This is a genomic window from Streptomyces sp. NPDC006872, from assembly GCF_040635845.1.
Taxonomy (GTDB): domain Bacteria; phylum Actinomycetota; class Actinomycetes; order Streptomycetales; family Streptomycetaceae; genus Streptomyces.
Genome location: NZ_JBEYIL010000011.1, coordinates 96,606 through 118,917 on the forward strand (window position 1 = coordinate 96,606; position 22,312 = coordinate 118,917).

Annotated in this window: 13 protein-coding genes; 8 read left to right on the top strand and 5 right to left on the bottom strand. The window is 69.5% G+C overall.

All coding sequences use genetic code 11. From position 1 onward, the window contains the following. Positions 1–8 precede the first annotated feature (8 nt). From ABZ725_RS30395 to ABZ725_RS30420, 6 genes are all read left to right on the top strand, one after another. Positions 9–980, top strand: coding sequence for a hypothetical protein (locus ABZ725_RS30395; RefSeq protein WP_351909053.1), 972 nt, complete (start codon positions 9–11; stop codon positions 978–980). Positions 981–1,141: 161 nt separating this feature from the next. Beyond that, positions 1,142–2,248, top strand: a complete 1,107-nt coding sequence (gene chvE, locus ABZ725_RS30400; RefSeq protein ID WP_358805712.1) for a multiple monosaccharide ABC transporter substrate-binding protein — start codon at positions 1,142–1,144, stop codon at positions 2,246–2,248. 32 nt (positions 2,249–2,280) lie between these two features. After that, positions 2,281–3,831, top strand: coding sequence for a multiple monosaccharide ABC transporter ATP-binding protein (gene mmsA, locus ABZ725_RS30405; protein ID WP_358805713.1), 1,551 nt, complete (start codon positions 2,281–2,283; stop codon positions 3,829–3,831). Continuing rightward, positions 3,828–5,072 carry a multiple monosaccharide ABC transporter permease gene (gene mmsB / locus ABZ725_RS30410; protein ID WP_358805714.1) on the top strand — a complete coding sequence of 415 codons (1,245 nt, stop codon included), beginning with the start codon at positions 3,828–3,830 and terminating at the stop codon, positions 5,070–5,072. Before mmsA ends, mmsB begins: the two co-directional genes overlap by 4 nt. Before the next feature lie 72 nt (positions 5,073–5,144). Then, positions 5,145–6,194 (top strand): aldose epimerase family protein, encoded by a 1,050-nt coding sequence (locus ABZ725_RS30415; protein WP_358805715.1) that lies wholly within the window; start codon positions 5,145–5,147, stop codon positions 6,192–6,194. 222 nt (positions 6,195–6,416) lie between these two features. Next, complete coding sequence (locus ABZ725_RS30420) at positions 6,417–8,060, top strand: histidinol-phosphate transaminase (RefSeq protein ID WP_358805716.1); 1,644 nt, start codon at positions 6,417–6,419, stop codon at positions 8,058–8,060. A gap of 81 nt (positions 8,061–8,141) precedes the next feature. Here the strand turns inward: ABZ725_RS30420 and ABZ725_RS30425 are convergent, their stop codons facing one another. The 4 genes from ABZ725_RS30425 to ABZ725_RS30440 all read right to left on the bottom strand — a co-directional run bounded on the left by ABZ725_RS30425 (position 8,142) and on the right by ABZ725_RS30440 (position 17,207). Then, entirely contained in the window at positions 8,142–9,113 is a 972-nt protein-coding gene (locus ABZ725_RS30425) for an arabinan endo-1,5-alpha-L-arabinosidase (protein ID WP_358805717.1), read from the bottom strand. A 180-nt stretch (positions 9,114–9,293) separates the two neighbouring features. Beyond that, a complete protein-coding gene (locus ABZ725_RS30430; protein ID WP_358805718.1) occupies positions 9,294–9,647 on the bottom strand; it encodes a hypothetical protein in 354 nt (117 codons plus the stop codon). Positions 9,648–9,877: 230 nt separating this feature from the next. Continuing rightward, positions 9,878–10,279 (bottom strand): hypothetical protein, encoded by a 402-nt coding sequence (locus tag ABZ725_RS30435; RefSeq protein WP_351909037.1) that lies wholly within the window; start codon positions 10,277–10,279, stop codon positions 9,878–9,880. A gap of 16 nt (positions 10,280–10,295) precedes the next feature. Continuing rightward, positions 10,296–17,207 carry a polymorphic toxin-type HINT domain-containing protein gene (locus tag ABZ725_RS30440; protein ID WP_358805719.1) on the bottom strand — a complete coding sequence of 2,304 codons (6,912 nt, stop codon included), beginning with the start codon at positions 17,205–17,207 and terminating at the stop codon, positions 10,296–10,298. 212 nt (positions 17,208–17,419) lie between these two features. Here ABZ725_RS30440 and ABZ725_RS30445 point away from each other — a divergent pair, with 212 nt between their 5' ends. Both ABZ725_RS30445 and ABZ725_RS30450 read left to right on the top strand, forming a co-directional pair. Beyond that, positions 17,420–20,548 carry a VCBS repeat-containing protein gene (locus ABZ725_RS30445; RefSeq protein WP_358805720.1) on the top strand — a complete coding sequence of 1,043 codons (3,129 nt, stop codon included), beginning with the start codon at positions 17,420–17,422 and terminating at the stop codon, positions 20,546–20,548. 161 nt (positions 20,549–20,709) lie between these two features. Then, a complete protein-coding gene (locus ABZ725_RS30450; protein ID WP_358805905.1) occupies positions 20,710–21,495 on the top strand; it encodes an intradiol ring-cleavage dioxygenase in 786 nt (261 codons plus the stop codon). A 118-nt stretch (positions 21,496–21,613) separates the two neighbouring features. On the opposite strand, the gene ABZ725_RS30455 is transcribed toward ABZ725_RS30450, so the two are convergent. Next, a complete protein-coding gene (locus ABZ725_RS30455) occupies positions 21,614–22,264 on the bottom strand; it encodes a DUF4360 domain-containing protein (protein WP_358805721.1) in 651 nt (216 codons plus the stop codon). Positions 22,265–22,312 lie beyond the last annotated feature (48 nt).

The window sequence follows — 22,312 nt, forward strand, 5'->3', positions numbered from 1 at the left end:
GACAGCTTGTGACGACCGACGCTTCCGCCACGGCCGCCCGCCGACCCGGTGAGCAGGCGCTCACCGCGCTCGGCCTGGGCGCGCCCGCCCTCGACCCCGCCGACGCCTCCTCCCACACCTTCCCGGGCGGCGGCCGCTGGCGCACCGAGGTCCCTTCGTGCGAGGGTCCCGAAGCGCTGGCCGTCATCCTCAAGGAAGCCTCGCGGCTCGACGTGCCGATCCACCGGATCAGCCAGGGCAGCGGCGTGTGGATGCTCTCCGACGCCGAGATCACCGAGATGGTCGAGGCGACGGGCGAGCGCGACATCGAGCTCTGCCTGTTCACCGGTCCGCGCGGCACCTGGGACATCGGCGGCTCCACCCGGACCGACTCGCGCGGCGGGGGCCTCAGGGCCCGCGGCCACGACGCGGTGGCCGGCTGCGTCGAAGACGCCGTCCGGGCAACGGAGTTGGGCGTCAAGTGCCTCCTCGTCGCCGACGAGGGCGTGCTGTGGACGCTGCACCGGGCCCGCCAGGCCGGGATCATCCCGGCGGACACGACCCTGAAGGTGTCGGCGCTCATCGGCCCCGTCAACCCGGCCGCGTACGCGGTCTACGAGCGCCTCGGCGCCGACTCGGTCAATGTGCCCAGCGATCTCACGCTGGACCACCTCACCGAGATCCGGCGGGCGTCGGGCGCCCCCATGGACATGTACATCGAGGCCCCCGACGATCTCGGCGGTTATATCCGGATGTACGAGGTCGCCGAGCTGATCCGGCGCGGTGCACCGCTCTACCTGAAGTTCGGTCTGTCCAAGGCCCCCGGGATCTACCCGTATGGTCACCACATGCGCGATCTCACGCTCTCCACGGCCCGGGAACGAGTGCGGCGCGGACGGCTCGCGCTGGACCTGCTCGCGCGGCACGGAGCGGACGGCGACATGGCGCCTCTCGGCTCGCGGCTGCCCGGCGAACTGAACCGGTTCGACATTCACTCATAACGTTCCGGAAACCCTGCTTCACACAAGCCGACACAGGCGCGCAGAATCCCACACATCTTCTTCTCGGTTTCTTCTCGGTCTTCCCGGCCTCAACTCCGGGAGCGCCAGGGCCCGTTGGCACCGCGAGACCGATCCCTGCACACACATCAAGGATGATGAACATGCGTAACCGCAGAGCCGCACTCGCCGCCATAGCCGGAGCCGCCTCCCTCGCCCTGACCCTGTCCGCCTGCGGACAGTCCGGCGAAGGCGGCAGCGAGGCCGCCGGTGGCGACGCCAAGGGCGGGACGATCGGCATCGCGATGCCGACCAAGTCGTCCGAGCGCTGGATCACCGACGGCGCCAACGTCGAGAAGGACCTCAAGGCCAAGGGCTACAAGACCAAGCTGGTCTTCGGCGAGGACGACCCCGACCAGCAGGTCTCGCAGATCGAGAACCTGATCACCCAGGGTGTCAAGGCGCTGATCATCGCCGCCATCGACAACAAGTCCCTGAACAACGTGCTCCAGCAGGCCGCCGACGCCAAGATCCCGGTCATCTCCTACGACCGTCTGATCCTCGGCACGAAGAACGTCGACTACTACGCGTCCTTCGACAACGAGAAGGTCGGCAAGCTCCAGGCCACCTACCTCGTCGACAAGCTCGGCCTGGCCGCCGGCAAGGGCCCGTTCAACATCGAGCTGTTCGCCGGCTCGAACGACGACAACAACACCAAGTACTTCTTCAACGGTGCGATGAGCGTGCTCCAGCCGTACATCGACAGCAAGAAGCTCGTGGTCAAGTCCGGCCAGACCGAGCTCACCAAGGTCACCACGCTGCGCTGGGACGGCGCCACCGCCCAGCGGCGCATGGAGGACATCCTCACCTCCACGTACAAGACCGGCCGGGTCGACGCGGTCCTCTCGCCCTACGACGGCATCTCCATCGGCATCCTCGCCGCGCTGAAGTCGGACGGGTACGGCACCGCCGCCAAGCCGCTGCCGGTCATCTCCGGCCAGGACGCCGAGCTGGCCTCGGTGAAGTCGATCATCGCCGGTGAGCAGTCCATGACCGTCTACAAGGACCTGCGCAAGCTCGCCCAGGTCGCCACGGACATGGTCGACGCCTCGCTCAACGGCAAGAAGCCCGAGATCAACGACACCAAGTCGTACGACAACGGCACCAAGGTCGTCCCCGCCTACCTGCTGCAGCCGGTCAGCGTCGACAAGACGAACTACGAGAAGGAGCTCGTCGAGGGCGGCTACTACACGGCGGACCAGCTCAAGTAAGCGTCGAACCTTACGGATTGGAAGGCACGACCATGGCGGGACCCGTCCTGGAAATGCGCTCGATCGTCAAGACCTTTCCCGGCGTAAAAGCGCTGTCGGACGTCTCACTGACCGTCCGTCAGGGCGAGGTCCACGCCATCTGCGGTGAGAACGGCGCCGGGAAGTCCACCTTGATGAAGGTGCTCTCCGGCGTCCATCCGCACGGCAGCTACGAGGGTGACATCCTCTTCGAGGGAGAGATCTGCTCCTTCAGGGACATCCGGGCGAGCGAGCAGCACGGCATCGTCATCATCCACCAGGAGCTGGCGCTGTCGCCGTACCTCTCCCTCGCGGAGAACATCTTCCTCGGCAACGAGCACGCCAAGGGCGGGTTCATCGACTGGAGGAGGACCCTCGGGCACGCCACGGAGCTGCTGCGCCGGGTCGGTCTGAGCGACCACCCGGAGACCCGCGTCGCCGACATCGGCGTGGGCAAGCAGCAGCTCGTGGAGATCGCGAAGGCGCTGTCGAAGAAGGTGAAGCTCCTCATCCTGGATGAGCCGACGGCGGCGCTGAACGACGAGGACAGCGACAAACTCCTCGATCTCATCCTGGAGTTGAAGAACCAGGGCATCACCTCGATCATCATCTCCCACAAGCTCAACGAGATCCGCAAGGTGGCGGACTCGGTGACGATCATCCGCGACGGGCACTCCATCGAGACGCTCGACGTGAGGTCGGCGGAGACGACCGAGGACCGGATCATCAGCGGCATGGTGGGCCGCGACCTCGACCACCGCTTCCCCGAGCGCACCCCGCACGAGCCGGAGAAGGGCGCGGCCCCGGCCCTGGAGATCCGCGACTGGACCGTGCACCACCCGATCGACCAGCAGCGCAAGGTCGTCGACGACGTGTCCATCCAGGTGCGCCGCGGGGAGATCGTCGGCATCGCGGGCCTGATGGGCGCCGGCCGCACCGAGCTGGCGATGAGCGTCTTCGGGCGCTCCTACGGCCGGTACGCGGGCGGCACGGTCCTCAAGGACGGCAAGGAGATCCGTACGAAGTCCGTCGCGGAGGCGGTCGAGCACGGCATCGCCTACGTCACGGAGGACCGCAAGCACTACGGCCTCAACCTCATCGACACGATCAACCGCAACATCTCGCTCACCGCGCTGAACAAGGTGGCCAAGCGAGGGGTCGTCGACGAGCAAGAGGAGCGGCAGGTCTCCGAGGGCTACCGCAAGTCGATGAACATCAAGGCCCCGACCGTGTTCGAGCGGGTCGGCAAGCTCTCCGGCGGCAACCAGCAGAAGGTCGTCCTCAGCAAGTGGATCTTCGCGGGTCCGGACGTGCTGATCCTGGACGAGCCGACGCGCGGCATCGACGTCGGCGCCAAGTACGAGATCTACACGGTCATCGACCAGCTGGCCGCCCAGGGCAAGGCGGTCGTCTTCATCTCCTCCGAGCTGCCCGAACTGCTCGGCATGTGCGACCGCATCTACACCATGGCCGCCGGGCGGCTCACGGGTGAGTTCCCGCGTGCCGAGGCCACGCAGGAAGTGCTGATGCGTCAGATGACGAAGGACAAAGAGGTAACGCGATGAGCACCGATGTGACCAAGAGCCCGGCCACCGCGCCGCCCGGCAAGAGCGGCGGGTCGGCCTCCGGCGGCGGACTGCTCCAGCTGATGCTGGACGGCCTGCGCCGCAACATGCGCCAGTACGGCATGCTGATCGCCCTCGGTCTGATCGTGCTCCTGTTCCAGGTGTGGACGAACGGCGACCTGCTGCTGCCGCGCAACGTCTCCAACCTGGTGCTGCAGAACAGCTACATCCTGATCCTCGCGATCGGCATGATGCTGGTGATCATCGCGGGTCATATCGACCTGTCGGTCGGCTCGCTCACGGCGTTCACCGGTGCCTTCGCGGCCGTGCTGACCGTGCAGCACGACATCGCGTGGCCCCTCGCGCTGCTGCTGTGCCTGGCCATCGGCGCGGTGGCCGGCGCGGCCCAGGGCTTCCTGATCGCCTACCTCGGCATACCCTCCTTCATCGTCACCCTCGCGGGCATGCTGATCTTCCGCGGTCTGACGGAGATGCTGCTGAAGGGCCAGACGCTCGGCCCGTTCCCGGACGGCCTGCAGAAGATGGGCAACGGCTTCCTCCCGGAGGTCCGCCCGGACACGAACTACCACAACCTCACGCTGCTGCTGGGCTTCACCCTGATCGCCTTCTCGGTCCTTCAGGAGGTCCGCGACCGCAAGCGGCAGCAGGAGTTCGCCCTCGAAGTGGCGCCCAGGAACCTCTTCCTGCTCAAGCTCGTCGCCATCGTCGCCGCGATCCTCACGGTCACGATGCTGCTCGCCAGCTACAAGGGCGCGCCGATCATCCTGATCGTCCTGGCCGTGCTGGTGGTCGGCTACGGCTACGTCATGCGCAACGCGGTCTTCGGCCGTCACATCTACGCGATCGGCGGCAACCTGCCGGCCGCGAAGCTGTCCGGCGTGAAGGACAAGAAGGTCACCTTCCTGGTCTTCCTGAACATGGGCGTGCTCGCGGCCCTGGCGGGTCTCGTGGTCGCCGCGCGGCTGAACGCGGCGTCCCCGAAGGCCGGCCTCAGCTTCGAACTCGAGGCGATCGCCTCGTCGTTCATCGGTGGAGCGTCCATGAGCGGCGGTGTCGGCACCGTCCTCGGCGCGATCATCGGCGGTCTGGTCCTCGGCGTGCTGAACAACGGCATGAACCTCCTCAGCGTCGGCACCGACTGGCAGCAGGTCATCAAGGGCCTCGCCCTGCTGGCCGCGGTCGGGTTCGACGTCTGGAACAAGCGCAAGTCCGGTTCCTGAACCGGAACGGGCCCCGCCGGAAGGCGGGGCCCGTTCTGTTTTCGGCGGCAGGCAGGTAGTGGAAGGCAGCACATGTTGAAGACGCCCTTCGGCACACTGGCCGACGGCACCGAGGTCTCCAGCTGGTTCCTGGAGAACGGCGGCACCCGGCTGAAGGTGCTCTCCTGGGGCGGCGTCGTCCAGTCCCTGGAGATCCCCGACCGGCACGGCCGCCACGCCAACGTCTGCCTCGGCTTCGACGGCATCGAGGACTACGTCGCCAGCACCCCGTACTTCGGCGCGCTGATCGGCCGCTACGGCAACCGCATCGGCAAGGGCCGCTTCACCCTCGACGGCACGGCCCACCAGGTCGACGTCAACGACGGCGCGAACAGCCTGCACGGCGGCGCGACGGGCTTCGACAAGCAGGTGTGGGACGTGGAGCCGTTCACCGAGGGATCCGACGTCGGCCTGCACCTGTTCCGCACGAGCGCCGACGGCGAGATGGGCTACCCGGGCACGCTCGAGGTGAAGGTCACCTACACCCTCACCGAGCGCGGCGAGTGGCGCATCGACTACGAGGCCACCACCAGCAGGGCCACCGTCGTCAACCTCACCAGTCACGTCTACTGGAACCTGGCCGGGGAGAGCAGCGGCACGATCGAGGGGCACGAGCTCACGATCGCCGCCGGCCGCTACACGCCCACCGACCCGGGCCTGATCCCCACGGGCGAGCTCGCGGACGTCTCCGGCACCCCCTTCGACTTCCGCGAGCCCAAGACGATCGGCCGGGACCTCCGGGCCGGCCACCTCCAGCAGCTGCGGGCCAAGGGCTACGACCACAACTGGGTCCTCGACAAGGGCCTCACGGCCGAGCCGGTCCAGGTGGCCACGCTGCGCGACCCGGGCTCCGGCCGCACCCTGAAGATCGCCACGGACCAGCCGGGACTGCAGTTCTACTCCGGCAACTTCCTGGACGGCACGCTCGTCGGCCCCGGCGGCCGCGCCTACCGCCAGGGCGACGCCCTCTGCCTGGAGACACAGGGCTTCCCGGACTCGCCGAACCAGCCGGCGTTCCCCTCCACGGTGCTGCGGCCCGGACAGACCTACCGGACGACGACGATCCACACGTTCGACGCGTAGCCGGCATTACTGCTGATGCGGTGACGGTGGCAGGTAGGGGTAAGACGGCGCGAGCGTGCCCAGGGTTCCGGAACCCAAACAAGAACTCACACTGCTTTCACACCCGTTGAACAACACCCCGCCAGTCTCCGTATGTAAGAGCGGCCCGCGCTCCCCCGCGCGGGCCACCCAATGACGACGGGCCCGGTCGTCCCCGCCGGGCCCGCCCCATACGGAGGTTCCATGGCCGACAACGTCTCCTCGTTGTTCCGTAACACTGCGGCCCACAGTCCGTCGATGGCGGCACTGACTCGCGAGGGCGGCGAGGGGGTCGGCCCGGTGGACTTCTGCATCCCCTGCAACCCGTACTTCCCCACCCCGGCCATGATGGACACCATGTCCGCGCGGCTGCGGGACATCATCACGTACTACCCCAGCGGCGCCGACACGATCACGGCCGAGCTCTGCAACCTGCTCCAGCTCCCGCCGCAGGCCGTCGCCATGGGCAACGGCTCGACCGAGCTGATCACCTGGATCGACCATCTGCTGGTCCGGGAGTCGCTGGCCGTCCCCGTGCCCACCTTCGGCCGCTGGACCGACCAGCCGATGGAGACCGGCAAGCGGGTCGACATGTTCCCGCTCCAGGAGTCCAGCGGCTTCGCCCTGGACCTCGCGCAGTACGCCGAGTTCATCCGCACCCGCGGCACCAAGGTCGCGGTGATCTGCAACCCGAACAACCCCGACGGCGGCTTCCTGCACAAGCACGCGCTCGTGCAGTTCATGGACGCGATGGCCGACCTGGACCTGATCGTCATCGACGAGTCGTTCCTGGAGTTCGCGGACGCGGAGCAGGAACCGAGCGTCGTCCAGGAGGCGATGATCCGGCCGAACGTCATCGTGCTGCGCAGCCTCGGCAAGAACTTCGGTCTGCACGGCATCCGCTTCGGCTACATGGTCGCCAACCCGTCGCTGGCCGGCCGGGTCCGCTCGATGCTGCCGAAGTGGAACCTCAACGCCTTCGCCGAGTACGTGGTGTTCATGCTGAAGGAGCACGGCCCCGAGTACGCGCAGAGCCTGATGCAGGTGCGCCGGGACCGTCTCGACATGGCGAGCCAGCTCAGCGCGCTGCCGGGGCTGACCGTCTACCCCTCCCAGGGGAACTTCCTCTTCGTGCGCCTTCCCGTCGGCGCCGAGGGCACCGTGGTCCGCGACCGGCTGCTCGCCGAGCACCGCATCCTGGTCCGCGAGTGCGGCAACAAGATCGGCTCGTCGAGCCGCTTCCTGAGGCTCGTGGTGCGCCCCCAGGTGGACGTGCGTCGCCTGGTGTCCGGCCTGGAACAGGTGCTCTACGGGACCAGGAGGGGAGCTGCCGTGCCCGAGCTGAGCACCGGGATCAGCTACAGCTCGGGTACGGCGGCGGTGGACCGGCTGGTCACCAACGGGGCCGGCATGCCCGGCCTTGCCGCTCAGGCCATGGGCATGAGCGCCCAGATGCCGGGGCTGGTCGCGGCCGCCCCGGCGATGGCCGCCCCCGCGATGGCCCCGGCGATGGCCCCGGCGATGGCGCAGTCCGCACCGTCCGACGGCGTCGGGATGCCGATGCCGGCCGCAGCACAGGTCTTCCCCCAGCCCGTGCAGATGCCGGCACCGGTGCCCGCCCCGCAGCCCATGGCCCCGGCGGCGATGGCCCCCGCGGCGATGGCGCCCGCCATGGCCCCGGCCGCCCAGGCCCCGCCGATGGGCCCGACCCCGACCGGCGTCCCGGCCCGCGGCGGCCTCACCGCGGCCCAGGTCAGGGGCACCAACGGCCTCTCCCCCGCGGCTGCCACCGGCTGGCCCAACGCCCAGAGCTGGCCGAACGCGGCGGGTATGGGCCAGGTCAGCTAGCCACCGCTTCGTGGGCGCGGGCGTGCTGCGCGGCCTTCGGCCGGCAGCGCGCCCGCGCCCATCCCTGCCGTGCAGGCGGCCTCAGTAGGCGACGGGCCAACCGCTGCTCCAGTCGAGGAGGTTGACGCCCAGCTTGGGCGTGCCGTTGTCGTTGCCGTCGTAGTAGTGGTAGACGATCAGGTCCCCGTCGGAGTCCTTCATGATCGACTGGCCGCCGGGGCCGATGTACCGGCCGTGCGACTCCAGTACGGGAGTCCCGCCGTTGTTCGTCATCGCGACGCCGCTCTTGTCGTAGTACGGCCCCGTCACGCCGGTGGCGCGGCCGACCTTGACCTTGTACGTGGAGCTGACGCCGGCGCAGCAGGTGTCGTACGAGGCGAAGAGGTAGTAGTAGCCGCCCCGCTTGACGATGTACGGCGCCTCGACGGCCTTGGTCCCGGTGGGGCGGGAGGCGATCGAGCGGCGCGCGGTGTCGGAGGAGAGCTGCTTCCCGGTGGCGGGGTCGATCCGGATCATTTTCAGCCCCGTCCACCAACTCCCGAAGGACAGCCACCACTTGCCGTCGTCGTCGACGAAGAGGTTCGGGTCGATGGCGTTGTAGTCGCTGGCGGTGGTGGAGGTGTAGACGGTGCCGTAGTCGGTCCAGGAGCCGGGCAGTCCGGTCGTCGAACCGGCCAGTCCTATGGCCGACCTGTTGGAGCCGAACGTCGAGACGGCGTAGTACATCAGGTACTTGCCGCCCTGGTACGAGAGGTCGGGCGCCCAGGCCTCCGTGGCGCCGTACGACGACCACCAGCCCGGCTTCGTCGAGAACGCGTCGCCGCCCGCGCTGAACGCGATGCGGTCGGTGGAGGTGCGGTGGGCGAGACCGCCGCCGGTGGCGTAGAGGAGGTAGCGGCCGGCGGAGGTGCGGATCATCGACGGATCGTGCACGACCGTCGATCCGGTGACCGTGCCGGGGTTGGGGTACGCGGAGGCGGTGGAGGGGGTCAGGGCGAGCAGGATCGCGGCGGGGAGTGCGAACAGGGCGGCTCTGCGTGAGGTGCGGCTCATACGGACGCTCCTTCGGTGGGGGCCCGCTGTTCGCGATGTCGAACAGCGGTCGCGTCGTCGGGCGGGACCGTAGATTCGAACCCCTTGCGCGTCAACGGCCCGCGCGGACACTCGAAAGTCTTCGAGAAACGGACGGCTCCCCCCTGGAACCCAGAGGGGAGCCGCCGATGCCGCCTTCGCCTACGTGAGGGCCGCGATCAGTTCTCGCGCGACCCTGGAGACTTCGGGGTCCGGATCGTCCAGCAAGCCCCGGAACACCCCGGCGCCCGCCAGAACGGCGCTCTGGCTCGCGGCCTCCCAGGCGATCTTCTCCTGGTACCCCTGCGCGTCCTTGCCCGGCGCCAGACGGGCGGTGGACTCCCGCTCCCTGGCCGCGTAGATCCTGGCGATGAGTTCCAGGATCTGCGCACGGCCGCGGACGGTGTCCGCTCCGGCCAACTCCACCAGGAACGGCACCACATGGGGCGTGGCCTCCGACACGACGAAGCCGAGGGCGCACACCCGGTCGCCGAGTTCGTCGACGGCCTCACTCACGGTCTCCTCGTCACCCCAGGCCACTCTGGAAAGGAGTGGCGGGATGTCGCGAGCCGATCCCGTCGAGTCCCTGAGACTCCCCCAGGGGACCTGGGGAACCCGCTTGAGCATGCGTCCCATCGCCTCCCCTTCCGGAGTCCTCAACCCGTGGACGAACGGCGGCCGCCGCACGCTTGCGGACGGCTCCCCCGGATGAGTCTCCGGGGGAGCCGTCCCGTGCCGCATCCGGGTCAGATGACCTCCAGCTCGATGCCGAAATGGTCCTTCACGTTCTGGGCCATCTCCTCGTCGGCCACCCGAGGAATCCTGCGAGCCCACCACTCCGGCCCGCCGCCCGGCACCGCGTGCCCGGCGTCGAGGAGCTCCCGGAACCTCCCGTCGATCCGCGCCACTTCCGCGGCGAACCACGCGATCTCCGGCGTCTCCCCGATGACGGGATCGTCCAGCACTCCCTGCAGGAACCGCCTCACCGAGAGCTCGTCCCAGTATTCGAACAGCGTCCCTGCGTATCCGTCGCAGGCGTCGTCGACGAGTGACTCCCAGATCTCCAGCGCACGGAAGGGAGTGCTCGCCTGACGGCGTCCCGCCCGCACGGCCAGGTATCCGAACCTGTCGACGAAGGAACTGCTCATGTCGCTTGCCACCTGCCTAACGGGCACTCATCGCCGAGCGCCGGAAGTATGACAACCCATCGGCCGGACGGAAGAACGTGGAGATCGTGCCTCCGTTGTTGAGGTAACCGTAGTAGCCCGTGCTGGGGTCGAACCGGTGCATGGCGCCACCGGACGTCCGCACGGTGATGGAGCCGTCCGGTCCGTCGCCGTGCATGAAGTCCCTGGCCGCTTCCCGATACGCCCTCCGGCCACCGAGCCTGTCGAACTCGGGCATGCTCGCCTCCCAGGCACGCGGCTCGCGCACACGCCCCTTCTTGATGCGGAAGTCGACGCCCTTGACGTGCTTGGCGTAGTGCCCGTTGGCGGAGAGATCCGAGTTGAAGTCGGGCCGGGGATCGATGCAGTTGTGCGCGAGGACCGGCGCCGCCCCCACGAGCACGTAGTACGTGTGGACGTCCGTGACGGTCAGGTTGTGGACCGTGGCCTTCTTGGCGGTCCATGCCTCGACCGCGCCGATCTGGATCCAGGTGCCCGAGGACGTCTGGAGCCACTGGCCCGGCTTCAGTTCACCGGCGTCGACCCACTCCCGCAGGGACGGCACCCAGAACGGGTGGCCGGCCGTCGCCGTCACCGACGTGGTCGTGGCCTTGGCGGTCGAGCCGTCGTGGACCGTCAGGGTGATGCGGACCAGGTTCTTGGTGCCCTTGCCGATGATCGTCGCCGTGGCCCCCTGGACGGTGGTCTTCCCCGTCCTCGGGTCCGTCGCGACGACCTTGTCGCCGGCCCTGACCTTCTCGATCGGCTTGGTCGAGCCGTCGGCCATCAGAACCCGGGTCCCGGCCACGAAGCTGTTGGCCTCGCAGACCTGGCTCTGGGCTTCGTCCTTGACCGTCTCCTTGGCCTCTTCCCGTACCTCCTTCGCGACCTTCTTCACCGCTCGCTTCACCTGCGACGGCTTCGGACGCGCCTTCGGCTGGGAGCGGGGCTTGGCTCGCGGCTTCGGGCGGGCCGCCGCCTTGCGGGCCGCGGCCCGGCGGGCTGCCGCCTTCTTCGCCGCCGCGCGAGCCGCGCGGGCGCGGGCCTGGGCTGCCGCCCGCTTGGCCGCCGCCCGCTTGGCCGCCGCACGGGCCGCCGCCTTCTTCGCCGCCGCGCGCTTCGCCGCGGCCGCCTTTCGGGCCGCCTCCCGGCGGGCCTTCGCCGCCGCGCGCTTCGCGGCCTCGATCGCCCGCTTGCGGGCCAGCGCCGCCGCCCGTCGGGCCGCCGCCTGGGCCGCCTTACGCGCCGCGATGATCGCCGCACGACGGGCCGCCGCACGGATCGCCGCCTGGATGGCGATCCGGGCCGCGAGGCCGATCAGGATCGGAAAGAACTCCCCCGACGGGTCGGAGAACGTGGCCGGGGCGTTGTTGCTGTAGCCGTACGGGTTCATCGTCGCCGGCTGGGTGTAGTCGACCATCGGGTCGACCGTGAGGAACCGGCCCGTCACCGGGTCGTAGTCACGGGCGCCCAGCCGGGTCAGGCCGGTGTCCTTGTCCACCGTGCCGCCGACGAAGCCGCGCTGCCCGGGCCAGGCCGTGGGCTGCGACCCCCGTGCCTCGCCGAACGGCATCGACTTGCGGCGGGTGACCGCCATGGCCGGGTCGACCAGGTCCACGACCGTGTGGGACGTGCCGTGGTGGTCGGCCAGCATCAGCTGACGGACGCCGCCGGTCGCCCGGACCGTCACCGAGCCGTCCGGATGCCCGTAGAAACGCTCGGCCTTCGCGCTCGTGTTGGCCGCGTCGACCGTCAACTCCGCATCCGCCAGGTACAGCGTGCGGCTGCCGTCCGCGCCGGTGCGGATCAGACGGTTGCCGTCCGCGCCGTACAGGTACGACGTGGCCTTGGCGCCGCCGCCCTCGACCGGCTCGGTCACCTTGCGCAGCTGGCCCTCGATGTCGTACTCGAGCGTCTGCTGCGTGCCGCCGTTCTGGCGTCCGGTGGTGTTGCCGGCCTTGTCGTACGCGAACGTGTTGAGGCGTTCGCCCTGCGGGCCGACCGACTTGATCTCGGCCAGCGCGTTCGGACCGCCCACGCCCGCCTTGCCGTACGTGTACGTGCGGGTGACGTTCTGCGCCGCGTCGCCCGTCGGGTCGTGATCGACGAGGGTCTTGCGGTTGCCCGCGGTGTCGTACTCGTACGACTGCCAGTAGGCGTCCGGGCCGCCGACCGTGTCCTTGGACGGGGCGGCCGAGCAGTCCTCGGTCTTCGCCGTCCAGGCCGAGGTCATCTGACGGAGCTGGTCGTAGACGAAGCACTGGGTGTCCGTCTTGCCCGCGTCGGGCGCCGCGCTGCCGGGCACGTCGGTGATCTTGGTGACGTTGCCGGCCTCGTCGTAGCCGAACCGGGTCTCGTTGATCCGGACCGGGCTGATCGAACGGTCGAAGGTCGCCGTCTGGAGCCGACGCGTGAACTCGTCGTAGACGTAGGAGCCGTAGACCTTCTTGCCGGCCGGTCCGGCGTCCGTGCGCAGGATCTCGCCGAACGCCGAGTACTCGACGTCCGCGAGGTACGCGGACGCGCCGCCGATGGCGATCGGCAGGTCGTCGGAGTTGTAGCGGAAGACGACCCGCTCGGTCACCAGACCGCCGAGGCCGGGGACCTCGACCCAGGCGAGGTTGCCGGTCGGGGTGTACGAGTACTCGTACTCGTAGGCGCCGGCCAGGCCCGTCTCCTCGACGGGGATCACCGTCTTCGTCGACTTCACCCGGTAGGCGTCGTCGTACGCGGTGATCTCCTCGCGGTACTCACGGCCGCTGTCGTAGCGGATCTGCGCCGTGGGCAGCCCCTTTCGGAGGCTGTCGTACGTCCACTCCAGACGCTTGGGTCCGGTATCGCTGCCCTCGCGCAGAGTGGTCGGACGGCCGCCCTGGTCGTACGTGGTGACCAGGGTCCGCTTGAGCGGGTCGACGGTCTCGATCACGTTGTCCGCGTTGTCGTACCGCATCTCGGTGCGTCCGCCGTCGGGTTCGACGATCGCGGTCTGACGGCCCCGCTTGTCGTACTCGAAGCTGGTGGCGGCGCCGCCGGGCGCGGTCACCTTCTTCAGGTTGTCGAGGTCGTCGTACTCGTACAGCGTGTCCCGCCACTTGGTGCGGGCCTTGTCGGTGTACTCGCGCAGCCGCTCGGTGCGGCCCTCGGCGTCCTCGAAGACGGCCGTGACGGTGTCGCCCGCCGGCGGGATCGTCGTGGAGACGTCGCCGTCGCGTTCGGTCGTCGTGCGGAGCTTCTCCGTGCCGCGGTAGTAGGTGACCTCGGCGGTGGGCTGGCCCAGTCCGTCGAAGGTCGTGCGGCTCTGGGACGGCACCTCGTTGTCGCCGACCTGGAGGAGCTTCGCCTCGGGCTCGGCCGAGTTGTAGTACCCCTCGTTCTGCTTCCACGGACGGCCCACGCTGTCGTAGAAGACGTCGTTCACGATCCGGCCCGCGCCGACCGCCTCGTCCTGCGTCTGCCGCTCGCGCAGCAGGCCGTCGAGGATCTCGTACGAGACCGCGTACTGGCCGTTGTCCTTCAGCGTGCGCGAGGTGACGATCGTCGGACCGTCGCGGCGCACGGTGTAGTCGTACGTGGCCGTCGGGGTCTGGGTCGCCGGGTCGCGGTCGATCTCCCAGACCTTGAGGAGCCGGCCCAGCGGGTCGTACTCCATGGTGGCCGTCCTGCCGTTGGCGTCCGTCTCGGTCAGCGGCAGGCCGCGGACGTCGTCGAAGACCGTGGTCTCGGTGAACCCGAGCGGGTCGTGCGAGACCTGCTTGGTCGGCCGGGTCACCGTGGTCGGCGTGTACTCCATCCACGTCTTGCGGTTGTCCGCGTCGTACGTCGCCGTCTCGCGGCCGTGGATGTCGTACTCGGTGCGGTCGATGGTGATGAAGCCGTCGCCCGTGCCGTTGAGCTCCTGGACCTCGGTGGGCAGGCCCTTGGTGGGGGCCGCGCCGAAGGCCAGGTTGTCGTAGAACGTCCGGGTGTCCTCGACGACCTCGGCGTTCGCGGCGCCGCAGGCGCCCAGCGTGGTCCGCTCCCGCGACTCGGGCTCGATCAGATACGCCGTGGTGTTGCGGGCGTAGGCGACCGTGGAGCAGCGGAGCTTGCCGCCGGGGGACTTCTCCTCGACCTCGTACGGCAGGCCGTAGCTGTCGTACTTGGTGGTCTCGGTGGTGGTGCGCCAGGTGTCGCCCTTGACGCGCTCGCGGGTGCGGACGCTCTCCGGGCGGGTCATCCAGGCCTCGAGAGGCGTGGTTCCGGCGCGGGTCCGGGTCGCGGTCTTCACGGCCCAGGGGGTGGTGACGGTGGCCGAGTCGACGGGGCCGCCGTCGGACTCGTAGCCGATCTGCTCCAGCAACTGGCCCTGGTACTGCGGGAGATCGCTGTACGTCTTGCCCTCGCTGTCGGTCACCGACGAGTTGCGGGTGCCGGAGGGCAGCTTGTCGCCGTGCAGGCCGCGGTAGTAGCGGTGCTCGGTGAGCTGCTTGACGTCGTCGCCCGTGCCCTGGCGGGTGCGGACGCGTTCATAGCCGCGGTACTGCGACCAGGTGCGGTGCTTGTTCTCGGTGAACTCGCTGTCGTCGTAGGCCCATCCGGCGCCGCCGAGGAACTCGTACGAGGTGACCTTGGCGGGGCTGTCGGTGACCAGGTCCTCTTCGCGGACCTCGGTGACGACGTACTTGTGGAACCAGTCCTTCACCGGGTTGAGGGCGCCCTTGGGCGTCCAGTACTGCGGGAAGCAGCGCATGGTGTTGGACTCGGGCGAGGCCGGCATCCGCTTCGGCTCCAGGGCCTGGCAGTCGCGCGCCGAGTAGGTGACGCCGATCCGGCCGCCGGTCTCGGTGTCGATCGCGTGCACCCGGTAGCGGGAGAAGGGCGGCAGGCCCTCCACCTTGTCGACGCGGTTGTCCAGCTGGATGCCGGCGAAGGTGACCTTCGGCATGGCGGCGCTGCCGCCGGCGCCGTGTCCGGTGCGGGCGATGGCGTCCAGCCACAGGGCCGGGGAGGTGCCGTCGCCGGTGGCCGGGTAGGACTGCTCCAGCGTCCAGGAGTCGACGGGCTTGAGGGCGCTGCCGGAGAGCACGCTGGCGGTGATCTTCGTCAGGCGCTTGGTCGTCCAGAAGGTCGGGGAGTACTTGTCGGTGCACTTGGCGCCCGACAGGCACTCCTGGTCCAGCGGCACGTCCGGCCAGTGCTTGGCGTTGGCCGCGGTCCGCTTGGGCTCGGTGCAGTCGAACGCGGCGGTGGGGATGCAGCGTTCGGTGGCGGTGAAGGCGACCCGGCCGGCCGGCTGGACGCCGAACAGCTTGTCGGAGCGCAGGCCGTAGTCGATACGGTCGAGCTCCGCGAACCGGGTATAGGGGATCTGCTGGTCGGCCTTCATGTTCTGGCCGTAGTAGTTGGTCCGCTTGTTCCACCACAGGGTCATGGCGTCGCCGAGCGGGTCGACCACGTAGTCCAGGTTCCAGCGGTAGGCCTGGTAGCAGTCGGAGTCCATGAACGCCGTGGCGTGGCAGGGCTCGCCCGGGTGGTTGCCGAACACCGGCACCGTGAGGGCCGAGTTGGTGACCGTGCCGTCGGGCGCGCCGGGCAGCTTGTTCAGGCCGAAGTGGTACTGGGTGCCGTCGGTGGTGGTCAGGACCCAGTACTCGCCGCCGTTCGCGCCGTTGGCGGCACCGGACTTGTGCTGCAGACGGGTGCCGTCGTCGTCGGCCGGACGCCACTCGTCGGTGCCGTCCTTCTTGACGAGTTCGGCGGTGTTGCCGCCCAGGGACATCACGACGTGGTCGGAGCCCCAGCACAGGTCGCCGCTGTCACCGGTGTTGTTGGGCTTCTGCTCGGCCCCGTTGCCGTCCTTGATCGGGTCCTTGTCGTCCGAGCAGGAGCGGAAGCGGCGCTCGATGAAGCCCGGCTCGTAGTCCCAGCCCTCGGCGAGCCAGGAGGACTGTCCGTTGGTGGAGGCGGTGCGGCCGTCCACCGCCTGGGAGCTGTAGGAGAGTTCGACCTCGGGCTGCGGGCCGCCGGGGACCTCGGGCGCCTCGATCGGGTAGCTCCAGGAGAAGCCGCCGGACGAGGAGCCCGCCATCCAGGAGCCGGACGGCGACAGCGAGGTGGCGCCGTGGTTGCCGCCCGGCCCTGCGGCCTCGGCGGCGGCCGCGAACACGGCGGGCGCGGCGGCGGCGGTGGACCTGGCGGCCGCGGTGGACGCCGCCGTCAGGTCGGTGGCGCCCGAAACGGTGTGCGCGGACGCGTCGTTGGCGCCCGGCAGCGGGGTGCGGGTACGGCAGCGTTCCAGTTCGGGCGTGGTCAGCGCACAGGCCGGAAGCCGGTAGAGGCGGAGCCGGGAACCCCAGTCTCCGCCGAAGGTGTCCTTGAACGACGCGTAGTCCAGCTCCAGTTCGACCGCGCCGGAGGCGGCGGGTCCCAGGCCGTTCTGCTCGGGGGCCGCCGTGAACAGCAGGCCCTGCACACCGGCCTTGCGGGCGGCGGCCGCGTCCCTGACCTGGACCTGGACGGCGCCGCCGGGTGCGGCGGCGGCGCGGGCGGACTTGCCGCGGGCTGCCTGACGGACCTTCACCGGGCCGCTCTGTACGGCAGTCGCCCCCTGGTCGGCGCCGGTGGTCAGCGGCGCCTTCTTCGGGAGCTTGTCGCTGCGGTCCGTCACCAGGGTGGTGAAGGTGCGGGCGGGGACGATCCCCGCGGCGGGCTTGAAGGCGCCCGTGGCCTCGTCGCGCGTAGCGGGCCGCTTCTTGTCGAAGTCCTGGCCGGGTACGGAACGGTCGCGCTTGACGTCGGAGATCCGGGTGCTCCCGTCGGCGGCGCTGGCGTCGTCGGGTATCAGCCCGACGAACAGCACGAGCCCCACTAACAGGGAGACGGATCTGGTCCAATGACCGAAATAGCGCAGTTGTCTTATCAAGTGGTCCACAAAAGGACCTCCCCCTCACTCTGTGTGACCGAGTGTTGAACGGTCAGACAGTAAGCGCTGTCGATCACTCGCACAAGTAATACACAGGCAATGCGACAATCCCCACTTTCGCTATGAGTTGGCAAAGGAATGCCTATGACCGCGGGTACTGTTCGGCGTCGCGGCCCCCGGTCGGGGGCACGCACGGCAACGAACTCCGGGGGGATTCGCCCATGCCTGCACCATCCCGAAGACCACACCGGACCCGGCGGTTAGCGCGCGCCGCGCTGGTCGCGGCGATCGCCGGCGGGACGCTCGGCCTGACACCGCCGACCTCACCGGTGTCGGCCGCGACCGCCGCCGCCGACCCCGAGCAGCACGCTCTCCAGCAGGCCGCCGAGACCGGCGAGCCCGTGGAGCTGGTGTCCGAGCGCACCGAGACCAGCGAGACCCATGCACTACCCAACGGCAACCTCCGCCACACCCAGCACACCCTGCCCGTGCGGGTGAAGCGCGAGGGCGTCTGGACGCCGGTGGACACCACCCTCGCCGAGGCGTCCGGCCGGATCCAGCCAAAGGCGGCGCCCGGCCGGGTCACCTTCTCGGCCGGCGGCGACAACGCTCTGGTGACGCTCTCCGACCGGGGCGGCGAACTGGCCCTGACCTGGCCGACCGCCCTTCCCGAGCCGGTGCTGGACGGCGCGACGGCGACCTACCGGGAGGTCTTCCCGGGCGTCGACCTGGCCGTGAAGGCGAGCCTGGACGGCTTCAGCCAGGCCCTGATCGTCAAGACGCCCGAGGCGGCCGACCGCCCGGAGCTCAAGGAGATCGACTTCGGTCTGCGCACCGAGGGCCTCGACCTGCGCAAGAACGCGGAGACAGGCACGCTCACCGCGGTCAACGCGGCCGGGCAGACGGTGTTCGCCTCCTCCACGGCCCGGATGTGGGACTCGTCGGGGACGACGGAACAGGCGCCGCCGACACCGACGGCCTCGACTTCGAAAACGGCCAGATCGGGGGCGTCGGCCGCAGCTGTCGACACCTCGGGTCCCGTCTCCGACCCGTCCCCGCTCACCCCGGGCACCAGGAGCAGTGAGGTCGGCGTCGAAGTGGCCGACGGCCGTATCTCCCTGACACCCGATCAGAAGCTGCTCGACGCTCCGGAGACCGAGTTCCCGGTCTACATCGACCCGCGGATGACGGGCACCCGCGAGGCCTGGACGATCGCCTACAAGCCGCATCCGACCAGCAGTTACTGGAACGGCACCGGCTGGGACGGCGGCACGACGAGCGAGGCGCGCGTCGGCTACGAGTCGTCCACGGGCGGCACGGCCCGCTCGTTCTTCCGCGTGGGCTCCAAGTTCCTGGCGGGCGTGAAGGTGATCGACGCGCAGTTCCAGATCACCGAGACGCACTCCTGGTCCTGCACGCCCAAGCCGGTCGAGCTGTATCTGACGGGCGCGATCAGCTCGGCGACCACCTGGAACAAGCAGCCTTCCTGGTCGACGCGGCAGGACAGCCGCAGCGTCGCCCACGGCAACGAGACGTTCGGCTGCCCGAACGCGGCCGTCGACTTCGACGCCAAGGACGCGGCCGTCAAGGCGGCGGCGAGCAAGTGGTCGAGCATCACCTTCGGGCTGCGCGCCCCGCAGAGCGCGGAGGACGCCAAGGACGAGTACAGCTGGAAGAAGTTCAAGCCGGACGCCAAGCTGATCGTCGAGTTCAACCGCCGGGCGAAGGCCCCGTGGGCGCTGGACACCATCCCCAGCACCAAGGTCGGCGCGAACGAGTGCGGCAACGGCTCCTCGTACGTGACGGTCGGCAACACGGACGTGACGCTCACCGCGCAGGTGTGGGACCCGGACGGCGGTTCGGTCAACGTCCAGTTCCACCTGTGGGCGACCGGCAAGCACGCCGTCTCGCCGGGGATCTTCTTCGACAAGCGGGTGAAGGTCACCGTCAAGTCGACCGACTCCAAGGGCGCGCAGGCGCGGATCACCGTGCCGAAGGCGCTGCTCAACCAGCACAAGGGCGCGAGCGGCGGGCAGTTCTCCTGGAAGGCGCAGGCCGAGGACGTCTCGGACGACGGCTTCGCCTCCGACTGGACGCCGACGGCGGGCGCGGCCGGCTGCCGCTTCGGCTTCGACCCGAACGCGCCGACCGTGATGCCGCTGGTCGACTCCAAGGACGACCTCTACCCCGAGACGACGGCCGACGTCGAGCCGGTCGAGGGCGCGCTGGCCCGCACCGAGGGCACCTTCGAGTTCGGCGCGAACGGCGTGTCGGACACCACCGAGTACCTGTACGGCCTGGACCGCACCCCGCCGAGCAGCCCGGCGAAGCCCGCGGCCAAGGGCGGCCCGGCCCAGGCGAAGATCACCCCGCTCACCCCGGGACCGCACACGCTGTACGTACGGCTGAAGGACGCGGGCGGCAACGTCGGCCCGGTCTACCCGTACCGCTTCTATGTGAAGAGCCCCGGCGTCACGGACAAGCCCGGTGACGTCAACGGCGACGGCATGCCCGACCTCTTCGCCGTCGACGGCACGAACAACCTGCGGCTGTACGGCGGGACGGGTGCCGGAAGGCTGGCGACGATGGTCCCGCTGTCCTCCGACGGCAGCTGGAACGGCGCGCTGCTGACCCACCGCGGCGACTGGACCGAGGACTTCTACGAGGACCTGGTGGCCCGCCGCTCCGACGGCAAGCTGTGGCTCTACCCGAACAGCGGACAGGGCGAGTTCACCGAGGACACCAAGCAGGAGGTGTACGTCTTCCCGGACCCGGAGACAGACGTGGCGACCGACCCGGCGACCATCAAGCAGATCGTCTCGGTCGGCGACGTCACGGCGGACGCCGAGGCGAGCTACCCGGACTTCGTGGCGGTCATCGGCGACCAGCTCTGGTTCATGCCGGGCAGCTTCAGCGGCACGCTCGACTCCGGCTACCTCATCGGGACCGCGGGCTGGAGCGGGATGCAGCTCGCCTCCCCCGGCGATGTGGACGGCGACGGCTTCACCGACCTGATCGCCCGCAACACGGCGGGCGGCGAGCTGTGGGTCTACCACGGGCGCAGCCCGGGCGACGCGGACGGCGACGGGGTCACCGACGGCGGCACCGACCCGGCGTCGTTGGGCGCGATCGCCAACCGCACCGCGTACGCGACCGGTTGGACGACGGCGGCCCGGCCGCTGATCACCGCCTACGGCGACTCCGACGGCGACGGCGTCTCCGACCTGTGGACGACGACGGCGAACACCGCGGCGGGCCTGGAGTTCCTGCCGGGCCGCAGGACCGGGCCGGTGGGCCCGCCGGTGGCCGTGGGCACCGGCGGCTGGCAGGCGATCAAGCTGCTGTCCTGAGCCGAGAGGGGCGGGACGTGCGCTGCCGCCCTCCGGGCCAACCGGAGGGCGGCAGTCTTGTGTCGACACTTGCCCGGCAAGTAACTTGACGAGCACTCACTTTGCCTAACTGACAGCCTCTCAACAGGAACCCTTCCTACGGTGCCGTGTTCATGACAGACATGACGGGAAACCCCAACGGAACCCCCCACGAATCCGACCACCCCATCGGCCGGCGCACCGTGCTGATCGCCTCGGGCGCCACCGCCGCGACGCTGGCCGTCGGCGCCACCGCCGCCGTCACCGCCCCGACCGCCGAGCAGCAGCCGGACACCGCCCCCGTCGCCGCCGCGGCCGTCTGCACCCTCACGAAGGAGATGACCGAAGGCCCCTACTACCTCGACGGACAGTACGTCCGCGCCGACATCACCGAGGGCAAGGCGGGCATCCCGCTGAAGCTGACCCTCACGGTCGTCGACGACGACACCTGCGTGCCCCTGTCCAACGCGCTCGTGGAGATCTGGCACGCCGACGCCCTCGGCGAGTACTCCGGCTTCGTCGGCAGCAACGGCCACAGCGAGCCGGACAGCGGCACCTTCCTGCGCGGCGGAGTCCTGACCAACTCCAGCGGCGTCGCATCGCTCACCACGATCTACCCCGGGTGGTACCGGGGCCGCTGCATCCACATCCACATCAAGGTGCACACGAACGTCACCCTGACCTCGGACGGCTCGTTCACCGGCGGCCAGGAACTGCACACCGGTCAGCTCTTCTTCAGCGAGACGATCACGACCGCCGTCGCGGCCGTCTCCCCGTACTCGACCAACACGGTCACCCGCACCACCCTCGCCCAGGACTCCATCTACGACGACGGAGGGGCCGCGTCGGGCCTGGTGACCCTGACGGCCCTGGGCAGCTCGACGTCCTCGGGCTACGCGGGGACGCTGACACTGGGCGTGGAGAGCTGAGCGCCGAGAGCTGAGCACCACCGAGAGCTGAGCACCGCATGACCGGCTGGGCGTCACCGAAGTCCTGGTGACGCCCAGTCGGCGTGCCCGACGCGGACCGCGATCCGCTAGCGCGGGCTCACTTGGCCGGGCACTGCTGCCAGGCCATGTGGTAGACGGTGCTGAGGTCGCCGTCGGTCGAGTCCATGGTCATGAAGCTGACCTTGCTCGGCGTCGAGGTGCCGGCGTTGACCCGGAGCTCGGTGTTGATGTTGAAGTTGCGCTGGACTCCACAGGGGGCCCAGACCAGTTGGGCCCAGTCGGTGGTGTCGGTCGCCTGCCAGTTGTCGTTGAGGGAGCCGCTGAAGTTGTGGTTCTTGAACACCGTCTGCGACGAGCCCTGGAAGTAGTACGAGGCCCGCTGGACGGCGCTCGCGCCCGACTGGAGCGAGGCGTAGCCGCGGTAGTCCGCCTTGGCGATGGCGTACGTGAAGCCCGACGGCACGTGGACGACCAGGTTGAGCTGGCAGTTCTTACGGAAGGCGGTGGGGTTGGAGCTCCCGCCGACCTGGGCGAGGTAGTCGCTGTAGGTCACCGTGAACGCGGTGTTGTCCTCGGAGACGGCGACCGCCGCCGTACCGGCCGGACAGCCCGAGCCGTTCACGGTCGCGACGTCGATGACGATCCTGTCCGGCGGCGGGTTGTCGAAAACGGGGGACGAGTTGTGCGCGGGTATCGCCGCTGTGATGAGAGCGGCGACCGCGCCGCCCAGGAGCAGCCCACTTGCCATGATCTCTCCTTCGATCGAAGGGTGGGGGGTGGCAGCGCCCGGCTGCAC

Bases quoted from the DNA above. Each gene is read 5' to 3' on its own strand.
- ABZ725_RS30445 (WP_358805720.1), top strand. From the start codon at position 17,420: ATGCCTGCACCATCCCGAAGACCACACCGGACCCGGCGGTTAGCGCGC.
- chvE (WP_358805712.1), top strand. From the start codon at position 1,142: ATGCGTAACCGCAGAGCCGCACTCGCCGCCATAGCCGGAGCCGCCTCC.
- ABZ725_RS30415 (WP_358805715.1), top strand. From the start codon at position 5,145: ATGTTGAAGACGCCCTTCGGCACACTGGCCGACGGCACCGAGGTCTCC.
- mmsB (WP_358805714.1), top strand. From the start codon at position 3,828: ATGAGCACCGATGTGACCAAGAGCCCGGCCACCGCGCCGCCCGGCAAG.
- ABZ725_RS30435 (WP_351909037.1), bottom strand. From the start codon at position 10,279: ATGAGCAGTTCCTTCGTCGACAGGTTCGGATACCTGGCCGTGCGGGCG.
- ABZ725_RS30455 (WP_358805721.1), bottom strand. From the start codon at position 22,264: ATGGCAAGTGGGCTGCTCCTGGGCGGCGCGGTCGCCGCTCTCATCACA.
- ABZ725_RS30425 (WP_358805717.1), bottom strand. From the start codon at position 9,113: ATGAGCCGCACCTCACGCAGAGCCGCCCTGTTCGCACTCCCCGCCGCG.
- ABZ725_RS30450 (WP_358805905.1), top strand. From the start codon at position 20,710: ATGACGGGAAACCCCAACGGAACCCCCCACGAATCCGACCACCCCATC.
- mmsA (WP_358805713.1), top strand. From the start codon at position 2,281: ATGGCGGGACCCGTCCTGGAAATGCGCTCGATCGTCAAGACCTTTCCC.
- ABZ725_RS30420 (WP_358805716.1), top strand. From the start codon at position 6,417: ATGGCCGACAACGTCTCCTCGTTGTTCCGTAACACTGCGGCCCACAGT.